The sequence below is a fragment of the Vreelandella halophila genome (genome assembly GCF_019903425.1).
Classification (GTDB): Bacteria; Pseudomonadota; Gammaproteobacteria; order Pseudomonadales; family Oleiphilaceae; genus Halospina; species Halospina halophila.
On sequence record NZ_JACHUZ010000011.1, the window covers coordinates 129,295 to 143,161 of the forward strand.

Sequence of the window (13,867 nt, forward strand, 5' to 3'; positions counted from 1 at the left end):
ATGAGCGAAGTGTCCATCCCCGAGACCATGGCGGCGATGCAGCTGATGGGCCACGGGGGCGTGGACCAGCTGCAGTACCGCACGGATGTGGCCACACCCCGCCCGGGGCCGGGCGAGGTGCTGGTCAGGGTCAGTGCCACGGCCAAGAACAACACCGACCGCAAGGCCCGCGAGGGCCTGTACCCCACGAAGGATAAAGATGAGGTGGCCTCGTTCGCCATGGGCGGCGAGCCCACGCTCACTTTTCCCCGTATCCAGGGGGCCGACGTGGCCGGCCGTGTTGTGGCTGTGGGTGATGGAGTGGACGAAGGCCGCGTCGGTGAACGCGGCCTTCTTGATTTCAACCTCTATCCGGATGACCGCCGGGACATCAACCTGACGCCGGACTACTACGGTCATGGGGCCGAAGGCGGCTTTGCCGAATACATCGCGGTGCCCTCGGACCAGTTTCACCGGGTGGACAACCCGGAGCTGGCGGATGCTGAGCTCGCGGCCCTGGGCATGTGTTCCTACCAGACGGCGGTGCACATGCTGAATGTGGCCGGCGTGACCGCTGGCGAGCGGGTCCTGGTGACCGGTGCCAGTGGTGGCGTGGGTACGGCGCTGATCCAGCTCTGCCGTGTCATGGGAGCCATCCCCTATGCGCTCAGCCAGCAGGATAAGGCACAGGCGCTGAAGGAGCTGGGGGCCGAGGCGGTACTGGATCGTTCGGACATGGACAGCTTTACGGACCGGGTCATGGCTGAGACCGGTGGCGAGCCCATCGACGCGGTCATGGATCTTGCCGGTGGCGAGATGACCGATCGCTTTATCGACACCATGATCACGGACATGACCCGCCGCAGCACTTACCCACGGCTCAGCATTGCCGGCGCCAGCGCCGGTAACGTCAGCGAGGTGCTGTGGACGCGGATCTACCTCTACCAGGTGCAGATCTTCGGGGTGTCTCACGGGACCCGCGAGGAAGCCGAACAACTGGTGGCCTGGATCCGATCCGGACAGCTGAAACCGGTGCTGCACGGGGCGTTCCGGCTTTCGGCGCTGCGCGAGGCGGAGCACTACTTCGTCAATCGTGGCAGTGGTTACTTGGGCAAGATCGTGATCGTTCCCGACAGTGAGTGGGATGAATACGGTGCACCCTATGCCATTGAGGCCCAATCATGAGCAATGACTTGAACCTGCGGCTGATGGATACCCATGCCGGCGGGGACGTGAGCCGTATCGTGACCGGCGGCATCATTGATCTGCCCGGCGCCACCGTGCGCGAGCAGATGGAGTACCTCCAGCGGGACGCGGACGGCCTGCGCAAGCTGCTGCTGTTCGAGCCCTACGGCATCCCCGAGATGTCCGTGGACCTGCTGGTGCCGCCGACGGACCCGAATGCGGCCGCCGGCTACATCATCATGGAGGTGATGGGCTATCCCATCTACTCCGGATCCAACACCATCTGTACCGCCACCGCCGTGCTGGAGCAGGGCATTGTGCCCAAGCATGAGGGCCGCCAGACCTTCCAACTGGAAGCGCCAGCGGACCTGGTTCAGGTGGAAGCCCTGGTGGAGAACGGAGTGGTCGAGGCGATTACCTGCGAGGGCCTGCCCAGCTACATCGACAGCTATCGCCATACCATCCACGTGCCCTCACTGGGCGACATCACCTACAGCGTGGCCTACAGTGGCGGGTTCTATGCACTGGTGGACGCCACTGAGCTGGGCTTTGACCTGACCCTTGATGAAGAAGACGAGCTCTCCGACTGCGCCCACCGCATCGTTGAGGCCATACAGGCGGAACGCGGCTTCTCCCACTACACCCTGGGGGATGTGGGGCCATTGCCGTTCCTGCACTTCATGGGCCCGGTGGAGCAGGTGGCGGACAACTTCTACCGCTCCCGCTCCACCACCTATGTGCATCCGGGGGTGATCTGCCGCAGCACCACCGGGACCGGCACGTCCGCGCGCCTGGCGCTGATGAACTACGAAGGCCGCATCCAGCCCGGCGACCGCCTGGAGACCATCTCCCTGCGCGAGACCGGGTTCATCGGCAATTTCACCGGCACCCATCAGGAAGGCCCGCACCAGGTGGTGGAGAACACCATCACGGGCAAGAGCTACGTGCTGGCCCACTCGGACATCGTGGTCAACTGCGATGATCCCATGGTCGAGTGCAGTGGATTGCAGCACATTGTGTCGTCCTAGGTTCCGGTGGTCTGGGCGTTGCGGCGATAGCTGCTGAAGCGGCCCAGAACCTCCCCCATCTGATCGTCATCCAGCAGCACCGGTTCGCCGATGGGCAGCAGCTGCCCGTAGCAGCGGGCCAGGTGCTCCACCTCCTGCGCCAGTTCCAGTGCCGCGGCCGGCGTGTCCGCCAGCGCCACCTGCCCGTGGTTGGCCATCAGGCAGGCATCCCGGTCCGCGAGCCCCGCGGCAACGTGCTGCGCCAGCTCCTCCGTGCCGAAGGTGGCGTAGGGAACGCACGGAACGTCCGTGCCACCGGCAACCGCCACCATGTAATGGAAGGGCGGAATCCGGTGGCGCAGGCAGGCCAGGCTCATGGCCCAGGGGGAGTGCACGTGGATGACGGCGCCGGCATCCGGGCGCTGGCGGTAGATGGCCGCGTGGAAGGAGGCCTCGCTGGAGGGCTTGAGGGGGCCGCGCCATTGCCCGTCCAGATCGGTTTCCACCAGGTGTTCCGGGGTGATGTCGTCAAAATGGCAGCCGGAGGCCGTGATCAGCATGCCATCGCCACAACGGGCACTGACATTGCCTGACCGGCCCTGGTTGAGACCCGTGGCGTTCATTGCCCGGGCTGTGGCTACAAGCTGTGCGTCCAGAGTCATGACGCACACTCTCCCTGATCGGCCGGTGGCGTTCAAGGGCCGGAGGGGGTACTTCCGACACCCGGTTCCTTCAGGCTGACCACATAGACGTGATTGCGCCCGTGTTCCTTGGCGCCATAGCAGGCCTGGTCGGCGGCCTCCATGACCGATTCCGGGTCGCGGTGATGACTGCGGACCTCCGTAACACCGATGGAGGCGCTCAGTCGGAAGGTTGCGCTGCCGGAGCTGAACGGGTGGTCCGCGATCCGTTGGCGCAGTTCCTCGGCAAGGCGTTTGGCCACATCCACGGGGCAGTAGGTGAAAATGAGGGCAAACTCGTCGCCGCCAAGGCGTGCCAGGATATCGCCTTCGCGCAGCTGGGAACGGATGATCCGGCACAGCTGGACGAGGCAGTCATCCCCAGCCTGGTGGCCGTGGGTGTCATTGATCTCCTTGAAATAGTCCAGGTCCACAAAGCACAGGGCATGGCGGCTGCGTTCGTAATGGCTGTTCTCGAGACAGATGGCCAGACGGTTAAGGAATTCCCGGCGGTTGATGGCGCCGGTCAGTTCGTCGTGGCTGGCCTCATAGCTGAGCTTTTCCACCTGGCTGCGATGGTGGGAGATGTCGTCCACCACCACGATATAGTCCGCGATACGCCCCCGGTGATCGTGCACCGCGCTGAAGGTGAACTCCAGCCAGAGCGGCGTGCCGTCCTCGCGGGTCCAGGGTTCGTCCCGGGTCAGGGTCCATGTGCCGTTACGCTCCACCTTATGGCGCAGGCTGGGCATATCCAGGGCGGTGTCGCCTTCATTGAGCAGCAGAAGCTGGTCCAGCTGCATGCCCTCAAGTCCATCCCGGGGATAGCCCAGGGTCTGCGCGAAGCGCTGGTTGGCAGACCGGATGACGCCGGAGAGCGAGAGCCGGGCCATACCCACGGCCGCCTGCTCCAGCGTGGTGCGCAGCTCATCCTCGGTGCGGGCCATGCGGCGTGCGGCACTGACGAACAGCATTGTCACCAGCACGCCGCCCAGTGCCAGAACCGTGATCACGGTCAGCAGAAGAAGTCCGTTCAGGGTTCTGTCGATGCGGCCCAGATCCGAAGAGAAGTTGGACTCCATGGCCACCAGCTTCTGGTTGAGGCGGTCAATCTCTTCCCGGAGATTTGGGAAATCAACCCTGTCGAACTCGTCCTCCGACAGCAGGTCCAGAATTTCCTCAAGGCGCAGGATATGCGGGTCCGCATCGCGCCAGATCTGCATTGGAGAATGGAACAGGCTCGAGTACCCCATATAGCGGTACACGCTGATCAGGCGAGGAATGTCATCGGCATGGCTGCCCGCCTGCCGGAAATTCGCGGTAGCGCGCTGGGCCTCCATGGGGTTGGCCGTCATCGCCTGACGTGCCTTGCGGTAGGCCAGTGGCGTAACCAGACCCTCACGGGCCTGGCGCAGGTGTTCGGGGTCGGCGGTTTCCGTGTAGCGGTTCAGATGGTAGACGGCGGCTTGGCGCCCCTTGGACCAGAGGCTTTCTCCGGTCACGTAGGCGCGCACACCGGTCTTGAACTCAATCAGTGCCATCGCGGCTCCGAGAGCCAGAACCAGCAGCAGGACAATACAGCCCAGCCCCACCCGCATCAGGACGTGGGAAGACAGAGCCCGCTGGCCGCCCGACATTACCATTGCCAAACCTCCCTGTTGGTTTGGTTTCAAGTCTGGTTCCAGCCTACTCCCGACTCGCTGTCAGCGCCGATTACAGAGTGTGAGTATCATTGCCTTCCCTGTGACGGAATGTAGCGCTGAGTCCGCCGGGCGGTTCAGGCGCCCGGGTGGCGCAGCAGGTCATGCAGGACAAGTCCGGCATCAATGCCATCGTCACCGAACTCTATGCCGTCATCCATGTCCAGCAGAGTGCCCGCACGCTGGCGGCGCAGCAGGTCATGGGCCCATTCCGGGGTGCGCGGGTCATCCTCCTCGCGGCGCAGATCCTCCATCAGCATCTCGGAGGCCTCGGGCGGCAGCCAGTAGAGCACGGGGCGGCGCTGTTCGCAGGCCAGGCGGTAGACTGCCGGTCCGGCAATCCTGTCCCAGCTTACCGGCTCGATACGTACGCCCATGGCCTCCAGCAGGCGCTGGGCGCTGCGGGTGAGCCTGCTCTGCAGGATCAGGGTATCCAGGCCACCGGCATCATCGCTGGTCGCCATGCTGGCGGTGTGAACGGATTCGGGATTGGATGGGATGGTAGCTTCCAACACGGGCTTCTCCTTGAGTCTTTGGCGGATTATTGGAGAAGCCAACGCGGAGTCGAAACGGAGGGTAGGGGCACACTGTGGCCGTGATGCAGTGCCCTTTCCGACCTTTCACCCTTGACGCGAAGGCTCCAGTCTCTGTTCCGAGGAGGTAATCGGGCTTAGTGGCGGAACCACCATACCGTTGCGCGACAGCCCCGGATTCTCACCGGAGTTCCCCTCGCTGCGGAACGCGACCAATGTAGGTCAGCAGGGTGGTCCAAAGCAAGTGGTGAAGGGATGAATAAACGGCAATCAGCTGTGACTTTCAGTGCTGGAGGGCTCTGGTAGGATAGGGGCGATTTCCGGAAAGGGAGTAACTCAATGAGCACAGGCAAGCAGTTAGCCGGCGTGTTTCTGGCAGGTGTAATGCTCGCGGCTGCCGGTTGCGCCAGTGTCGGGAAAGACTTTGCGACGCACAAGGTGGAAGAGATCAAGATCGGCGAGACGACCCGTTCGGACATTGAAGCCATGTTCGGCGACCCGTGGCGCACCGGCCTCGAGGACGGCAAGCGGACCTGGACCTATGCCCAGTACCGCTGGTCCGCCTTCCGCGAGGCGGAAACCACGGATCTGGTGGTGCGTTTCAACGAGGACGGCACAGTCGACTCCTACGTCTACAACACCACCCAGTAACCCTGCACGGGCCCTGCCGGGCCCGTTACTGCTCCAGGGTGTTCAGAACCGCTTTCGCGGTTTCCGCGGATGAGGTCGGATTCTGGCCGGTCACGAGCCTGCCGTCCCGGACCACGAACGAGCTCCAGTCATCCCCGCAGCGGTAATCGGCGCCGTTGGCCTCCAGCATGTCCTCCACCAGGAAGGGCACAACCTTCGAAAGACCCACCGCTTCTTCTTCAGTATTGGTGAAACCGGTTACTTCACGGCCCTTGACCAGCGGCTCGCCGTTGGCCCCTTTCACGTGCCGGAAGACACCGGGCGCGTGGCATACGGCGCCAATAACTTTGTCCTGGCTGGCAGCGTTCTCGATCAGGCGGATGCTGTCGGCGTCCTCCGCCAAGTCCCAGAGCGGGCCATGGCCGCCGGGGTAGAAGACGGCATCGAACCCGTCAATGGACACGTCAGAAAGCTTCTGCGTGTTCGCGAGGGCCGATTTCGCGTGTTCATCGGCCTGGAAGCGGTGTGTGGTTTCGGTCTGGGCATCCTCCGCTTCGCTGTTGGGGTCCACCGGGGGCTGACCGCCGGCGGGGCTGGCCAGGGTCACCTCGGCTCCGGCATCACGGAATGCGTAGTAAGGCGCCGTGAACTCTTCCAGCCAGAATCCGGTCCTGTGACCGGTGTTGCCCATCTCGCTGTGCGATGTCAGGACCATCAGGATCTTCATGGGGTTCCCCCTGTCTGTTCGTGTGGGTGATCACGCTGTGGTGATTTGCCGATCCCGTCAGTGGGATCGGGCTGGCTACGGGCGGCCAATGGGCTATGCTCTCCCCGGACCCAGGTCCAAAGGAAGCCGGACACAGAAAAGGACGCCCAGCCATGCTGATCATTCCGCTCCACAAAGCTGTCTCGCGGAACAACTTTCCGCTCGTAACCCTGTTGCTTGTACTTGTGAATGGTGCCGTGTTCACGATCTTTCAAGGTGGCGACACCAAAGTCATGCAGCAGGCCGCCTCGTACTACCAGGAGAGCGGCCTCGAGGAGCGGGAGTGGGCCTGGCTGGAGGATTACGTGCCGGGGTATGAAATGGATTTCCGCCAGCAGATGGAGCAGCTCGACAGGGCGGCAGAGAACGGTGTGGCCGAGCGGCGCATCGCGCTTGCCCGCTCGCGGATGGTGGAATCCCATCCGGATTTCCTGCCGGCGCTGCGATCCGGCGACATCATTGACCCGGACAGCGACCGTTATGCCGACTGGCAGGCCGACAGAGCCGAGTTCGAGCAGCTCATGGACCAGAGCTTCACGCGCCAGTACATGATGCACTACGACGATGTGGAGCCGGTGACCCTGCTCAGCCACATGTTCATGCACGGTGGTGTGGGGCACCTGGTGGGGAACATGCTGTTCCTGCTGCTGCTGGGGATCCTGGTGGAAGGGGCGCTCGGGGCGGGTCTGTTTCTTGCGGCCTACCTGGTGGCGGGGCTTGGAGGCTCGGCCCTGTCCCTGGCGGTCCACTGGGGGACGCCCACGGGCATGCTCGGGGCGTCGGGCGCCATTGCCGGGCTCATGGGGCTGTTCACGGTTCTGTACGGGCGGCTCCGGGTGCGCTTTTTCTACTGGGTCTGGGTCTATTTCGATTACGTGCGTGCGCCTGCGATTGTACTCCTGCCGGTATGGCTGGGCTGGGAGCTGCTGCAGTTCCTGCTGGCGGAAGGCAGCAACGTGGCCTATGAGGCCCATGCTGGCGGTATCGTCACCGGGGCCCTGATCGCCGCCGGCGTGCGGGCCCTGGGATGGCAGCGGGATGAGTTCCTAAAGGAGGAGTCCCAGCGTGAGGATGACCGGGAAACGCTGGAGGCGGCCCAACAGGACCTGGCCGCCCTGAACGTGACCCGCGCCAAGCACCGGCTCCGGCCTCTGCTGGCGCGTAATCCTGGGGACCTCGCTGTGCTGCAGAGCTGGTATCACGCCTGCAAGGTTCAGAAGGAGGACCCGGATCTGCACGACGCCGCCGGCCGCATCCTGGCCCTGCCCGGGGATACGGCCGAGGAGCGCGCGTTGGTTATGGAGACGTTCACGGATTATCGCCAGCGCGCCAGCCTGAAGCTGACGGCCAGCCAGGCCACGGACCTGTGCTGCCGCCTGCTGCGCTGGGAGGCGCTGGAGGAGGGGCTGCTGCTTCTGGATCGGTTGATGCGGCTGAAGAAGACGCCGGAGGAACTGCCCCGGGCCTGTCTGATCGCCGCTCAGCAGCTCCGGCGCCAGGGCCGCAGCGACGACGCCCGGCCGTATATGGAAGCCGTGCAGCGGCTGACCAGTGACCCGGCCATGATGCGGGCGCTGCGCCAGCTCCAGGACTGAGGCGGTCCCGCGGAGTACGGCCCGTCAGCTGGCCGCGATGCGCTCCGCCCGTTCCGCCAGTTCGTCCACGCGCTCACTCAGCTCGTGGTCCGGGAAGTGCTTCTGGAGCTGGCGGAGGATCTTCAGTGCCTTCTGCTCATCCCCCCGCCCCTCGAACAGCGCCTTGGCGCCCAGGAAGTAGTTCTCCGGCAGGTGAGGGTGCTTCGGGTTCTGCTTGCCGAAGGGGCTGGTCAGCCGGATGACCAGCTCATGGTGATCGTACTGGTCCGCGAGTCGGGCGAGGTCGCGAACCTGCTTGGGATGCTCCGGCTGGAAGCCGGCGTCCACCCGCAGCGCCTCCTCCGCAATGCTCATGGCCTTCTTGGGCTGCTCCAGCCCGTAGAGCAGGGTGGAGATGTATTCCCGGGAGTGGGCAAGGAACTCCTCTGTGCGGCCCTGGAGGCGCAGCAGTTTACGGTAGCGCTCGTGTTCCTCCGGCTGGAGGCCGCTCTGGCGGAGTTCCTTCTGCAGGCGTTCAATGGCCTCGTCCACACCGCCTTCGGCCACCAGCCCTTCCACCTCCTGAAGCAGCGGGCTGAGGTCCGGGTTGGCGGCACGAGCCCGGTCGGCTGCCGTAACCTCCTGTTCCACGCCCAGCATGTCGTGGTGCTGGTAAACCAGATAGCCCATCAGGTGAAAGGAAGCGATGAGGAAGTAGCCGCCAATCAGGAATACCCCGACGTGACCCGCCAGGCTGGGCCCGAAGAGGCCCGCTACCAGGGACTCCGCCATGCCCTGACTGACCGAGAGCATGAACAGCAGCAGTGAGGCGATGAAATAGGGAAAGCCCACCGAACGCATGATACTGATCCAGGTTCCGGGGTTGAGCGCCGACATCAGGCTGTTGCTCATGGCCAGGGTGATGATGGCCGCCGGCAGCGCCAGCACGATGAAAAGTGCCGCAGCCGCCACCAGCGCAAGGGAACCCGTGACCATGGCAATGCCGGTAACCGCGAAGCCCAGCAGCACAAAAAGCCCGAAGGTCTTCACCAATACCCAGCTGTTGCTCTTGCGCTGGATCTCGGGCGGGTCCATCCAGCCCCGGGCCGTGGCCTCGAGCACGTCATACGCGAACTTGTAGAGCACCACCCAGGCGGCAATCACCAGGATCAGGCCGAGCAGCGGCACCATCATGCCGATCAGGTAGAGAATGGCGGCGAGCCCCAGCGTGGTCAGGCAGGCGGTCTTGAACGGGTAGCCGAAGATCTGTGGCAGACGTTCCCAGACCGGGGGGACCCGGCTGCTGTCCCTGGCGATTGAACTCATGGATCCTCCGTGGATGTTGTGCGTTCAGACGATGATCCCCGGCCCGTAATGCCCTTTCGGGTCATGGGGATCTGGATAGGAAGATAGAATGTCCCGTGCTGAACGGCAAATCCGCCCGCGTTCCGGGACCAGCGCCGGATCCTTCAGCCGGCGTTGAGCCGTTTCTCCAGAACCAGGAACCAGAGATCGTTCACCCTGGGTTCGCCAAAGCGCGGGGAGGTGGGGAAGGGCGCGGTCTCACCGGTGTGTTCGAACCCCAGGGATTCGTACCAGCGCAGCAGCTCCGAGCGCTGGTGGAGGACACGGATTCGCAGTGTGCGGCAGCCGAGGCGGTCCCTGGCGGTTGCTTCCGCATCGGCGACCATGCGGCGGCCCAGCCCTGCTCCCTGGCGGTCCGGGGCAACCGCGAGCATGCCCAGCTCGGCGGTGTGTTCGTCCAGGTGCTCGATCTGCTGGGTGGCGACCAGGGTGTCGTCCTCCCAGGCCAGCCGGAACAGGGTGTCATCGAGTAGTTCCCGGATCATGGCGGCATCGGTGCGCTGGCCGCCGAGCAGGTCCGCTTCCGTGGTCCAGCCCTTGCGGCTGATGTCGCCGCGGTAGGCGCTGTTCACGCGTTCGGCGATGGCCTCAGCGTCCTCCTCGGTGGCGTCGCGCACCCCAAGCGTGCTGGAAGCGTGGAGCAGCTCATGCGCCCGTGAGAAATCCACGCCGCCACTGAGTTCTTCGGGGTCATACCGGAAGCCACAGCCGGAGCGGCGCATGGCCGGTTCCCGGATGGCACCGGGGCTGGGACGGGTATCGTCATCCTCGCTCATCATCACCTCATCAGGGCATGTCAGGGGTATTATGGTCGCTCACGCCGGTACTGCACAGGGCGGCGCGCGAGGGGCACCCATGATAGGCTTTGGGCCACTGAGCGTGCGTCGAGGGAGTGAAACGTGAGAGGCAATCCGTTCCGTGGCATGGGCTACCTGGGCGAGGGGTTCCGGCTGATCCGCCAGCCGGGGCTGCGCCTGTTCGTGGTCCTGCCGCTGATCCTGAATGTGGTGGTTTTCGCCCTGCTGATCTGGCTGCTGGGCGAGGGCTATGCCGTGATGGTGGACGCCGCCATGGGGTGGCTGCCCGACTGGGAGTGGCTTCAGGTTCTGGACTGGGTCTTCTGGATTCTCTACGGCCTGGTGATCCTTCTGTTGCTGGCCTACGGCTTCGTGATGCTGGCGAACCTCATCGGCTCGCCCTTTTACGGCTATCTCTGCGAACTGGTGGAAAAGGAGATCGCTGGCGAGACCCTGACGCCGGACGACGGCTGGCTCCAGATCGTGAAGGACGTGCCCCGCGCGCTTTACCGGGAAGTGCGGAAGATTCTCTACTACCTGCCCCGGGCCTTGGTGCTGTTCGTGCTGGGGCTGATCCCGGTGGTGAACCTGGTGGCGGCGGTGCTGTGGTTCCTGTTCAACAGCTGGATGATGGCGCTGCAGTACGTGGACTACCCGGCGGACAACCACCGCGTCTCCTTCGACGGTCTGCGTAAGCGCGTAGCGGGCCAGCGGCTGACGGCGCTGGGCTTCGGGATGCCGGTGGCGGTTCTGGCCATGGTGCCACTGGTCAACCTGGTGCTGGTGCCGGCGGCGGTCTGCGGCGCCACGGTGTACTGGACCCGCGAGATGCGCGCTGAGGACCAGCGAGGGGCTGCCTAGGTATGCCGAGCGAGACCCGCTACCTGCTGTATTTCGGCGGCTTCTGGCTGGTGCTGATCGGCGGTGCCACCTGGTTCTTCGGCGGCATCACGGAAAGCCAGCGGAACCCGAACCAGGCGCCCACAACCGAGATGGTTAACGGGGCCCAGACCATTGAGCTGGAGGCCAACCAGCAGGGTCACTATGTTGCCGGGGGTGCCATCAACGGGGCCGACGTGACCTTCATCCTGGACACCGGGGCGACCCGGGTCACGGTCTCGGATGCGATTGCCCAGCGGGCCGGGCTGGAACGCGAGAGTCGGGGCAGGGCGCGCACCGCCGCCGGAACGGTCACGGTCTGGAGCACCACGATCCCGGAGCTGCGTCTCGGGGATATGCGCTTCCGCAATGTGCCGGGCACCATCAGTCCCTCCATGGACGCCGACATGGCGCTGCTGGGCATGACCGCCCTGGGGCAGGTGGACTTCTCCCAGGAGAACGGCGTGCTGACGCTTCGCCGCGCCGGCCCCTGAGCGATCAGGCGGATTCCAGGAAGCCGTTCAGGTGCTCCGCCACGGCTTCCGGCTGCTCCTCCTGCAGGAAATGCCCGGCTTCCACCTCGCGTACTCTGATGGATTCAAAGCAGTCCTCGATGTGGTTGAGGTACTCCGGCAGGATCACGTGGTCCCGGTTGCCGTAGATGTAGAGGCCGGGCATGGGCCAGACGTGGTCGGCGAGGGTTGCCCAGCGCTTGGCGTCGTTGTGGAAGGTGCGGTAGTAGTTGGCGCTGGCATGGGGCGTGCCCGGTATCCGGAAGGTGCGCACATACTCGTTGAAGGCTGCTTCCGGGAAGGGCTCGCGGTTGGACAGCTTGAGGAAAGTGCCCAGCCATTCCGCCTCGGCGCCGGGGATCATGGCCTCGGGCAGCCCCTTCGTCTGCATGAAGTGCTGGTACCAGTACTGGGCACCGCTTGAGCCCCGGACCTTCTCAATCACCTCCTGGTTGCCGCGCAGGTTGTTGATGATGGCGATGTTCAGGATCACCATCCGCTGCACGCGCTCGGGCTCCGCCAGGGCCATCTCCTGGGCCACCACGCCGCCCCAGTCGTGCCCCACCAACTGGAACCGTTCGATCCCCAGGGCATCCAGTAGGGCGATCGCGTCCTGGGCAAGATTCTGCTTGCGGTAGTGTTCCGCCCCTTCCGTGCGCTCGCTGTCACCCAGGCCGCGCAGGTCCGGGGCGATCACTCGCAGTCCCGGTTTCAGGTGCTCATTCACTGCCGCCCAGCACCAGGAACTCTCCGGCCAGCCGTGGATCATCACCACCGGGGTTCCGGCGGGGTCGCCGCCCTCGCGCCAGGCAAAGTGGCCACGTTCGGTATCAATGGAGCGGGCAGGGCTCAGGGGCATGGGGCCTCCTCCTGGTTTGGATCAGAAGAAATAGAGGATGGACTGGCCGATCACCACGGTGAACAGCAGTGACGCCAGGGTCCCGATGAGGACGTATTCCGCGAACTCCCGCTCCTCCAGCTGGCGGAACCGGGCAAAGCCCTTGGCGGCCAGTATGAGCGCGATCACGTTGTAGTTCTGGGCAAAAACCACGACCAGGTAGATGAGCCAGCGTTCCAGCATGCCGATGACGCGCCCGGCGTTGTACTCACGGTCGTCAACGGTATCCGGCTCGCCGTGGCTGGAGGTGGTGGGCTCCATCTGGAAGCGGTGGAGCAGGGAGCGGATGGCGAGGTTGGTCTCGTTCGCCACCAGCAGGAAGCCGAGCAGACCCAGTAGGGCCGGCTGCAATGCCTCCGGGGGGTGATCCGGCAGCAGCCAGGAGTCCGGCGCCCCGTAGTAGGCGGCAAGGAACGCCACCACCGCCACCAGGGCCCCGCCGGCCAGGCGCCCCTCGTTGAGCCGCTCCTTCGGGCTCCAGGCCTCGGAAAGGGCAAGCGAGGCGATCACGGCGGGGATCAGCGCCAGGGTGTGCAGTCCCGGTGTCAGCAGGCCGATCAGCACCACCTGGACCAGTGCCAGGATGGTCCACTCGCGCGTGGGCAGGGGCCGGTCCCGGAAGGTGAACCAGAGCCGGGTGAGCAGCCAGGCATTGAGGAAGAGCAGAATGGCCATGGGAACTCCGTTTCAGTCGGTGCGCGCCAGGGCGTCGTTCATGCGCCGGGTCAGGGCCTGGGTCAGCTGGATGGCATGTTCAAGTCCGCCCTCACGAATGTTCTTGTACACACTCCTTTCGGTGATGTCGAGGTGCCGGGCAATCTCCGGAAGATCCTGGTCTTCCAGCAGCCGCTGCAGTATTTCGAGCCGGTTGGGGCGCCACTTCCGTAGCTGGAGGTTGAACAGCCCGAGCGCGGCCTCCTGAAGCCCATCATCCTGGGGCAGGCCGGTGATGGCCAGAGTGCGGCTGTCATGTTTCATGCTGGTGAGCAGGTCCCGGGCCTGGTGGAAGGCGGGGCCGTCCATGCCAATCGCCTGTTCCGGGTTGATGGCGGTGGAAAGGGGCCCGACACCGAGCGCGAACCGCAGTTCCACCGGATGGAGCTGGCGCATGATGGCAAGGATGTCCGGAAAGAGTTGATCGGCGCCGCTGAACACGGCCTGGAACTCGTCGCCCAGGGTAATGGTATAGGGAGACAGCAACTGGCTGTTCTGGTGGTTCAGCACGCCGAGCATCGATTCAAGCCCCTGCTGGATCGCGCCGCGGTTGATCAGCTGTCTTGAATCAATGATGTCGGCGATCATCACAAGGCGGTTCATGGCCTTGATCCTCGGTTAACCGGGAGTGATTTTTGAACTTTATCA

General features: G+C 64.5%; 15 protein-coding genes. 6 read left to right on the top strand and 9 right to left on the bottom strand.

The window, feature by feature from the left end; translation table 11 throughout:
- A complete protein-coding gene (locus H4I92_RS00785) occupies positions 1-1,164 on the top strand; it encodes a zinc-binding dehydrogenase (protein ID WP_077528751.1) in 1,164 nt (387 codons plus the stop codon).
- On the top strand, positions 1,161-2,192 hold the full coding sequence (locus tag H4I92_RS00790) for a proline racemase family protein (protein ID WP_077528752.1): 1,032 nt from the start codon (positions 1,161-1,163) through the stop codon (positions 2,190-2,192). Before H4I92_RS00785 ends, H4I92_RS00790 begins: the two co-directional genes overlap by 4 nt.
- Here H4I92_RS00790 and H4I92_RS00795 read toward each other — a convergent pair.
- The 3 genes from H4I92_RS00795 to H4I92_RS00805 form a co-directional block, all read right to left on the bottom strand.
- Positions 2,189-2,833: a class II aldolase/adducin family protein gene (locus H4I92_RS00795; protein ID WP_077528753.1), complete on the bottom strand. Its 645-nt coding sequence runs from the start codon at positions 2,831-2,833 to the stop codon at positions 2,189-2,191. The two genes, H4I92_RS00790 and H4I92_RS00795, sit on opposite strands and share 4 nt — an antisense overlap.
- 32 nt (positions 2,834-2,865) lie before the next feature.
- A complete protein-coding gene (locus H4I92_RS00800; protein ID WP_077528754.1) occupies positions 2,866-4,494 on the bottom strand; it encodes a GGDEF domain-containing protein in 1,629 nt (542 codons plus the stop codon).
- Positions 4,495-4,628: 134 nt separating this feature from the next.
- A complete protein-coding gene (locus H4I92_RS00805; protein WP_077528755.1) occupies positions 4,629-5,063 on the bottom strand; it encodes a hypothetical protein in 435 nt (144 codons plus the stop codon).
- Between the two features lie 360 nt (positions 5,064-5,423).
- Between H4I92_RS00805 and bamE the strand changes: the two genes are divergently transcribed.
- On the top strand, positions 5,424-5,735 hold the full coding sequence (gene bamE, locus H4I92_RS00810; protein ID WP_077528756.1) for an outer membrane protein assembly factor BamE domain-containing protein: 312 nt from the start codon (positions 5,424-5,426) through the stop codon (positions 5,733-5,735).
- A 25-nt stretch (positions 5,736-5,760) separates the two neighbouring features.
- Here bamE and H4I92_RS00815 read toward each other — a convergent pair whose 3' ends face one another.
- A complete protein-coding gene (locus tag H4I92_RS00815; RefSeq protein ID WP_077528757.1) occupies positions 5,761-6,441 on the bottom strand; it encodes a type 1 glutamine amidotransferase domain-containing protein in 681 nt (226 codons plus the stop codon).
- A 152-nt stretch (positions 6,442-6,593) separates the two neighbouring features.
- Between H4I92_RS00815 and H4I92_RS00820 the strand changes: the two genes are divergently transcribed.
- Complete coding sequence (locus H4I92_RS00820; RefSeq protein ID WP_179105576.1) at positions 6,594-8,075, top strand: rhomboid family intramembrane serine protease; 1,482 nt, start codon at positions 6,594-6,596, stop codon at positions 8,073-8,075.
- A 24-nt stretch (positions 8,076-8,099) separates the two neighbouring features.
- On the opposite strand, the gene H4I92_RS00825 is transcribed toward H4I92_RS00820, so the two are convergent.
- Both H4I92_RS00825 and H4I92_RS00830 read right to left on the bottom strand, forming a co-directional pair.
- Positions 8,100-9,380, bottom strand: a complete 1,281-nt coding sequence (locus H4I92_RS00825; protein WP_077528759.1) for an MFS transporter — start codon at positions 9,378-9,380, stop codon at positions 8,100-8,102.
- Between the two features lie 143 nt (positions 9,381-9,523).
- Positions 9,524-10,195, bottom strand: a complete 672-nt coding sequence (locus H4I92_RS00830) for a GNAT family N-acetyltransferase (protein ID WP_218668096.1) — start codon at positions 10,193-10,195, stop codon at positions 9,524-9,526.
- Positions 10,196-10,318: 123 nt separating this feature from the next.
- On the opposite strand from H4I92_RS00830, the gene cysZ reads away from it, so the two are divergent.
- Both cysZ and H4I92_RS00840 read left to right on the top strand, forming a co-directional pair.
- The gene (gene cysZ, locus H4I92_RS00835) at positions 10,319-11,077 is read left to right on the top strand and encodes a sulfate transporter CysZ (protein WP_218668097.1); all 759 of its coding nucleotides are present in this window, start codon (positions 10,319-10,321) and stop codon (positions 11,075-11,077) included.
- A gap of 2 nt (positions 11,078-11,079) precedes the next feature.
- Positions 11,080-11,589: a retropepsin-like aspartic protease family protein gene (locus tag H4I92_RS00840; RefSeq protein WP_077528761.1), complete on the top strand. Its 510-nt coding sequence runs from the start codon at positions 11,080-11,082 to the stop codon at positions 11,587-11,589.
- A gap of 4 nt (positions 11,590-11,593) precedes the next feature.
- Here H4I92_RS00840 and H4I92_RS00845 read toward each other — a convergent pair whose 3' ends face one another.
- The 3 genes from H4I92_RS00845 to H4I92_RS00855 are packed head-to-tail and all read right to left on the bottom strand — an operon-like array spanning position 11,594 to position 13,822.
- Positions 11,594-12,466: an alpha/beta fold hydrolase gene (locus tag H4I92_RS00845; protein WP_077528762.1), complete on the bottom strand. Its 873-nt coding sequence runs from the start codon at positions 12,464-12,466 to the stop codon at positions 11,594-11,596.
- A 21-nt stretch (positions 12,467-12,487) separates the two neighbouring features.
- The gene (locus H4I92_RS00850; RefSeq protein ID WP_077528763.1) at positions 12,488-13,180 is read right to left on the bottom strand and encodes a hypothetical protein; all 693 of its coding nucleotides are present in this window, start codon (positions 13,178-13,180) and stop codon (positions 12,488-12,490) included.
- 12 nt (positions 13,181-13,192) lie between these two features.
- Complete coding sequence (locus tag H4I92_RS00855) at positions 13,193-13,822, bottom strand: SatD family protein (RefSeq protein ID WP_077528764.1); 630 nt, start codon at positions 13,820-13,822, stop codon at positions 13,193-13,195.
- Positions 13,823-13,867 lie beyond the last annotated feature (45 nt).